Origin of the sequence: Spirulina subsalsa FACHB-351 (assembly GCF_026130165.1) — a bacterium.
Taxonomy (GTDB): domain Bacteria; phylum Cyanobacteriota; class Cyanobacteriia; order Cyanobacteriales; family Spirulinaceae; genus Spirulina_A; species Spirulina_A subsalsa_A.
On the sequence record NZ_JAIHOM010000156.1, the window covers coordinates 3625 to 9982 of the forward strand.

5 protein-coding genes and 1 pseudogene are annotated in these 6358 nt (G+C 44.9%); 1 reads left to right on the forward strand and 5 read right to left on the reverse strand.

The window, feature by feature from the left end:
* Positions 1–347 (forward strand): annotated as a pseudogene (locus K4A83_RS20495) (Rpn family recombination-promoting nuclease/putative transposase); the annotation flags it as partial.
* Between the two features lie 329 nt (positions 348–676).
* Here the strand turns inward: K4A83_RS20495 and K4A83_RS20500 are convergent.
* The 5 genes from K4A83_RS20500 to K4A83_RS20520 form a co-directional block, all read right to left on the reverse strand.
* The gene (locus K4A83_RS20500; RefSeq protein WP_265266557.1) at positions 677–1822 is read right to left on the reverse strand and encodes a hypothetical protein; all 1146 of its coding nucleotides are present in this window, start codon (positions 1820–1822) and stop codon (positions 677–679) included.
* Between the two features lie 88 nt (positions 1823–1910).
* Complete coding sequence (locus K4A83_RS20505; protein WP_265266558.1) at positions 1911–2981, reverse strand: glycerate kinase; 1071 nt, start codon at positions 2979–2981, stop codon at positions 1911–1913.
* 18 nt (positions 2982–2999) lie between these two features.
* On the reverse strand, positions 3000–3350 hold the full coding sequence (locus K4A83_RS20510) for a DUF565 domain-containing protein (protein WP_265266559.1): 351 nt from the start codon (positions 3348–3350) through the stop codon (positions 3000–3002).
* 61 nt (positions 3351–3411) lie between these two features.
* Positions 3412–4266, reverse strand: coding sequence for a hypothetical protein (locus K4A83_RS20515; protein WP_265266560.1), 855 nt, complete (start codon positions 4264–4266; stop codon positions 3412–3414).
* Between the two features lie 20 nt (positions 4267–4286).
* On the reverse strand, positions 4287–6358 hold a 2072-nt coding region (locus K4A83_RS20520), incomplete at its 5' end, for a hypothetical protein (protein WP_265266561.1).

Here is a 6358-nt window from a genome sequence, read left to right on the forward strand (position 1 = left end):
AAGGGGTAAGAAGTAATTTAGCGGCGGCCTCAGAAATTCTAGCTGGGTTAGTATTAAAAGCAGAAGTAGTTGAATCGTTTTTTAGGAGTGAACTGATGAGAGAATCTGTGATTTATCAAAAAATTCTAGAGGAAGGTCTTCAACAAGGGAAGATGGAAGGCCTTCAACAAGGGAAGATGGAAGGTCTTCAACAAGGGAAAATGGAAGGTCTTCAACAAGGGAAAGAAGAAGTGGCGGTGAACTTACTGCAAAACGGGATGACTGTAGAACTTGTTGCTCAGTTAACCCAGTTGCCCTTTGAGCGGGTTCAATCCCTACAACAAGGCTTCAATTCTCACCCTAACTAGGGCTTGCTGAATAACTCGGGGAGTCGGGAATCCGGGGGTTTTCAGGAGTCGGGAATCGGGAGTCGGAAATAATTGTCAATTGTCAATTGTCAATTATCAATTCCCTTGTTGAGTCTAGCGTTGGGCTTTTTCAGCAGACCCTAACTAATCTCCCATATGGAATCGACTCGGCAGGATCTTAGCCTGCGGTGAGGCTATGGGAAGCAATAGAATTGCCTCCCCTTGATGGCTGGAGATTGTCAAAAATATCGTCTATGGTCTTCAAGTTGCTTGCTAGTCACAAGAAACTTTTGCCAATCGACACAACGACCTAAAAAACGCTATTAATTTTAAACTGACTCGACTTGTTCAATCACCCAATCAAACTTAGCTAAAAATGTCTTTAGTGCCTCACTATCGGGGATTGTGGATAACTGAACATTCGGTAAACGGCGCTCATTAGGATTGACGGGCAATGCTAAACCTACCCCACTTAACTGACTGCGTAATTCATGCCAATGGGTTTCTTCGTCAAATGGTGGCAAGGCTGCGTAAATATCGGAGGCAATTTGTAACATTCCGTCAATCCCGACAAAGAATAACTCAGCCATCTGACCGTTGACTTGAAATTTGGCGGCAAAACCACCGTAGGAGTCTCCGATTCCCCACTGCACTTGTAACGATGATTGATGATGACGCACCCACTCATAAATATCTTGGACTAAGCGGGCTTCATCCTCTCCGTAGCGGACTTGATATTCTTCTAAGAAAGAATGCTCATCCCACTGTCTCCGTTCTCGGGCTGTGCTAGATTTTTTCTGTAAGGCTTCGGCTGTTTGACCAATCACTTTTGAAACTAAGGTTTTGAGTCCATCCTGATGGTTAATATACTGTTTAATTTCAATGGCTAACACTTCGGCCGGATCCATTTGTTTGTTCAAAAACTCGACCATGCGCTGTAATTCTGGTGAAATATGGTCAGCCACAAAAATTAGGCGAATTTTCCCGGCTTGCATATTGGTTTTAACTTGTTGCCAAAACTGTTCCTCGTCGCCATCTCCTTCAAAGAATTCTTGAAAAACCTGTTCGGGGTCACGATTTTGACGATGACAGTTAACCTCAAACTGATCGAGAATGGACTCGACTGGCCAATAAATCCCGACATTGGCGGCATAGTCTAACATCTGACCAATCATTTCCTTGCGCAGGCGACTGTCCCCATCGCGTCTGACATCGACTAGAGTGGGAATGGCTTGTTGATCAAGAAAGAGGTGATTAATCGACCAACGTTCTGCGCCGAGATCATCCGTCGGTAAACTTCCAATCCGTTGTACAACCAACCAATGACGGACAGTTCGATACTCCGGCCCGTGTAAGGCTAAAAGATTCGGATAGCGTTCTAGCAACTCTTGTAGGAGTGTTTCAGAATCATAGGGGCGTTCGGTCATTTCTACAAGTTGGTCATCTTCTTGGACTAGGTATATACCTCCGCTCACTGGAATCTCCCTTCGTTTAATCGATATTATGGTTTCCCTATCTTTCCCATTCTCTATCAAAATGGGGAGTTTGCGGGGAATGGCAAGTTCATCCCGGTTGATAAATTCGCCCAACGGTGTGATCGGCGTTAATCTCGACGACTAAATCGGTCAAAATACTATTACTGATTAAAGGACGAATAAATAAGTCAGGATGCAAGGAACGCCAAAAGTATTCGACAAATTGCTCTAATTCTTCGTCGCTCATCCCTTCTTTGCCTTGGGCTTTCATTTTGTGTTCTGCTTCCATGCGCCATTGTTTACTAAACCGATAATCAACGGGATATAAAATCATGAGACGGTCTAAACGGTGCCAGAGGGGAACGTATTCCATGAGTCGGTCGTTCATATCCCACGCAAAGCGGCGATCTTCGGGGGTGATAATGGGGGGAGGGGCTTGATCAAATTCTCGGGGATCGATGGGACGCACTCCTACAAACCAGCCTTCAAATAAGACGACATCGACTGGATCAATCATTTCTGGGGGGGCTTTGTCTCCGGCACCACCCCAGGCGGATTTGTCGAAACGGGGGACTATAACTGGTTTACGGCGTTTGGGTTGACGTAGGCCGTCTAGGAGTTCTACGCCAATTTCTACGTCGTGGGTGCCGGGGGGGCCGCGCCAAATTAACCGGGGATCTTGTTGTTGCAGTTGTTGCCGTTGTACATAGGATTTGTAAAGGTCATCGAGGGAAAAGCCTACACTGGTATAGTTCAGATGCTCTAGGATGAGACGAATGACGGCGGTGAGGGTGGTTTTGCCGCTCCCTTGGCCGCCTAGAATGCCTTGGACAATGGGTCTTTCGAGTTTCTGGCGTTCTGCGACTAATTGGAGGGTGAGGGGGAGCCATAAAATCCAAAGGGTGCGGATGACTTGATTTTGGTCGGGAAACCCCATGTCTTGGCAGAGTTTCCAGACTTGAGGATAAATGGCTGGGAAAATTTGCGATCGCCTCTGTACTTCATCCAAAACGTTAAAAGCCGTAATCCCAAAGGCTTGGGCTTGTTGAGGATCGGCGAGAATCTCGGAGGCAAGTTGTTGATAGTCCTCTGGGGTGGGGGACTGACCCGCACACCACCCTTGCAAACAGGTTAAACTGGCTTCAAATGGAGATGACATAGGGGTTGCTCTGCACAATCAAGAATTGAGTTTGAACGCTTCCAAAAATAAACCGTAGGTCATACCCATTTTGATCGAATTGACAGCATCGAGGAAAAATGTTCGTCTGGCGGTAATTCCAGACCGGACTAAACGACTCCGACTGTAGATAAAACGGCTCAGTCCTTCAATAATTAACATCACAACGGCGGCCGCTGGAACATCCCAGATCGACATTTGTCCGGTGGTGCTGGGGATGGCACTACCGAGAAAAAAGCCCAGCAATAAGCCAATAAATACGATAGAGATACGCCGCCACGGGTTATTGATTAACTGAACGGTGCGATCGCCAACGTCCTCAAGAATCGTATTAAAACGAGTATTCTGCATAGAGCATTATCTAAAAACCTAGGGCTATTTTACCCCCTCGCCCCATTCTAGAGGGATGGTATTAAAACTTCCGTTTTCCTCCCCCCAGTAAGTGTTTCTGGAGTAAGTCCACCAGAAACTCTACTAAACTTCGCCACTCCCTCGCACTCGCGCTCACACTTTCTTGATGGAGTTGTAACAAAACCTCCCGTTGCGGATGATCCAAAATTTCCGCACTGTAACGATTCATCACATCCCCATCCAATTGAATTACCGACTGAGCATAGATTAAATCGGTTTTAACCGCTCGCTCAATCGCTTTCGGAGTCTGGGTGGGATATTGATGTTGTAAACGCAATAATGCTTGATTACGACAATCTAAACTCGCCTTTAATTCCGTCATTTTGCGCAAAGCACGCAAAAAACGACCATTACTTAACAGTTGCTGAATCTTTAGACGCTCTTGGGGATAAGTGGCCGCAAACGGATCCGGGAGTTGAGTGGGGGGGAGGTTTTCCAAATTCGCGGCCGTCAGCATTTGCCATTTCGGTTGTTGGGGAGACATGGCCTCGGGATCAAACAAGTCAGAAGTGGGATCACTGCGCAGTAAAGCGTACTCAATTTCTAAGTCTCGTCGTAAGGTTAGGTAGCGATCGCGCAACGACTCATGAACATTCACACCATAAACCGATTGATGATCCACACGATACAAATCACAATAGGCATCCCACGGGATAAACTTATCCCCCGTAATCCGTTCCACCACCATTGTATTAATTTCCAGCGCCGTAATATCCGTTAACACATCCTGCAAAGACTGGACAAAATGTTCCACCCCCTGATCCGGAGACGTTAAAACCTTGGGAAGTGATGACGATGCAGGTGTTTCCCCCTGAACTGCCTGTTCCGATGCCGTAGAATTTGAATTAAGAACCACAATTAGCCTCCGTCAGTGGATTAATGATCTGTATCTGCTGGAAAAGGGGGTTTTTTCGTCCCTTTATTTTTAGGGTGAATATTAGTCCCTGACATCCCTTGCCATAAATCCTCCTCCATCATTAATAAGTCCTTTTCCAAAGAAGTATCTGTCACAGAATCCCCAAATAAATCTTCATCCCATTCTTCTACAGGTTGTTCTGACGGTATCACAGGAGTGGAATATTCTGGAAGATTGGACTTATTCTCGGGTTCACTAAATGCTTCTACATCCAAAGACTCCAGATCAAAACCCCCATCATCCAGTTGGGGATAAGGTTGTAGTTCATCCACCGTAAACTCTTCCCAATCCTCCTCTACCAAAACATTCAACTCTTCTGAATCTAGATCCGGCAATGTAAAGGGATCTAATTCTGTCTCTGCCACCGTGTCTGAAATATCTATAAAATCATCGCTATTATCATCACTGAACCAATTTCCCCAAGTTTCTGGACTTTCCGAAGGGGTGTTAGTCTTTAGCTGGATTTGACTCGGGGTTTCCTCTTCTAAACCGAAAGAGTCTGAAGAGGTTACATCCTTTGGGGACGGTGGAGGAGATGATACCACAGAATGTTGTTCTAAATCTTCCTCAATAAACTGCATAAAATCATCCCAGTCTTCCTCGTCATCCGACAGCAAATCAGGATTTAACTCTTCAATAAAATCCTCCTCAATTCCAGTGTCTGTATCAAAACTTAACCCGCTTAAGGTCGGAATTTCTGAGTCCGTACCGTCTAAACTAGGAATAGAATCCTGAGATTTATCTTCTACTGCCAAATCTTCCCATTCTTCTGAATTATTGGGTTCTTCAATCAACTCTTTTCTGACCGTTTTCCAAGAGGGAGAAGAAGACTCAGTGGGAACTTTTCCAGTTTCCTCTCTGCCAATATTTTCCCATTCCGTTGCTTCACTTACGGGAGTCTCTAAACTCGGAATAGATTCTTTTACTTCCTCTAGTCCAAAATCTTCCCATTCTTCTAGTTGCGGATTTTCACTGATATTTGAGGGAGTTTCAAGAGAAGCAAAAGGAGCATAATCGTCTGTCTCTTCCGGTAAGTCTTCTCCTTCACTAGAAAGAATTTCTTCCGCAGTGTCTCCCCATTCCTCTTCCTCTTCACTCACAGTAGTTTCTATTTCTGGAATTTCCAAACTAGGAATTGATTCTGCATCGTCTCCTAACGCAAAATCTCCCCATACGTCCTCCTCTTCACTCACAGGAGTTTCTATTTCTGGAATTTCCAAACTAGGAGTCGATTCTGTATCGTCTCCTAACGCAAAATCTCCCCATTCCTCTTCCTCTTCACTCACAGGAGTTTCCGTTTCGGGTATCTCCAAACTAGGAGTCGATTCTGTATCGTCTTCTAAACTAAAATCTCCCCATTCCTCCTCTTCACTGACAGGAGTTTCCATTTCTGGGATTTCTAAACTAGGAGTCGATTCTGTATCGTCTTCTAAACTAAAATCTCCCCATTCCTCCTCTTCACTCACAGAAGTTTCTATTTCTGGAATTTCCAAACTAGGAGTCGATTCTGTATCGTCTCCTAACGCAAAATCTCCCCATTCCTCTTCCTCTTCACTCACAGGAGTTTCCGTTTCTGGGATTTCTAAACTAGGAGTCGATTCTGTATCGTCTTCTAAACCAAAATCCTCCCATTCCTCCTCTTCACTGACAGGAGTTTCCGTTTCTGGGATTTCTAAACTGGGAGTTGATTCTGTATCGTCTTCTAAACCAAAATCCTCCCATTCTTCTAGTTGTGGACTTTCACTGATATTTGAGGGAATTTCAAGAGAAGCAAAAGGATCATAATCGTCTGTCTCTTCCGGTAAGTCTTCTCCTTCACTAGAAAGAATTTCTTCCGCAGTGTCTCCCCATTCCTCCTCTTCACTGACAGGAGTTTCCGTTTCGGGTATCTCTAAACTAGGAGTTGATTCTGTATCGTCTTCTAAACTAAAATCTCCCCATTCCTCCTCTTCACTGACAGGAGTTTCCATTTCTGGGATTTCTAAACTAGGAGTCGATTCTGTATCGTCTTCTAAACTAAAATCTCCCCATT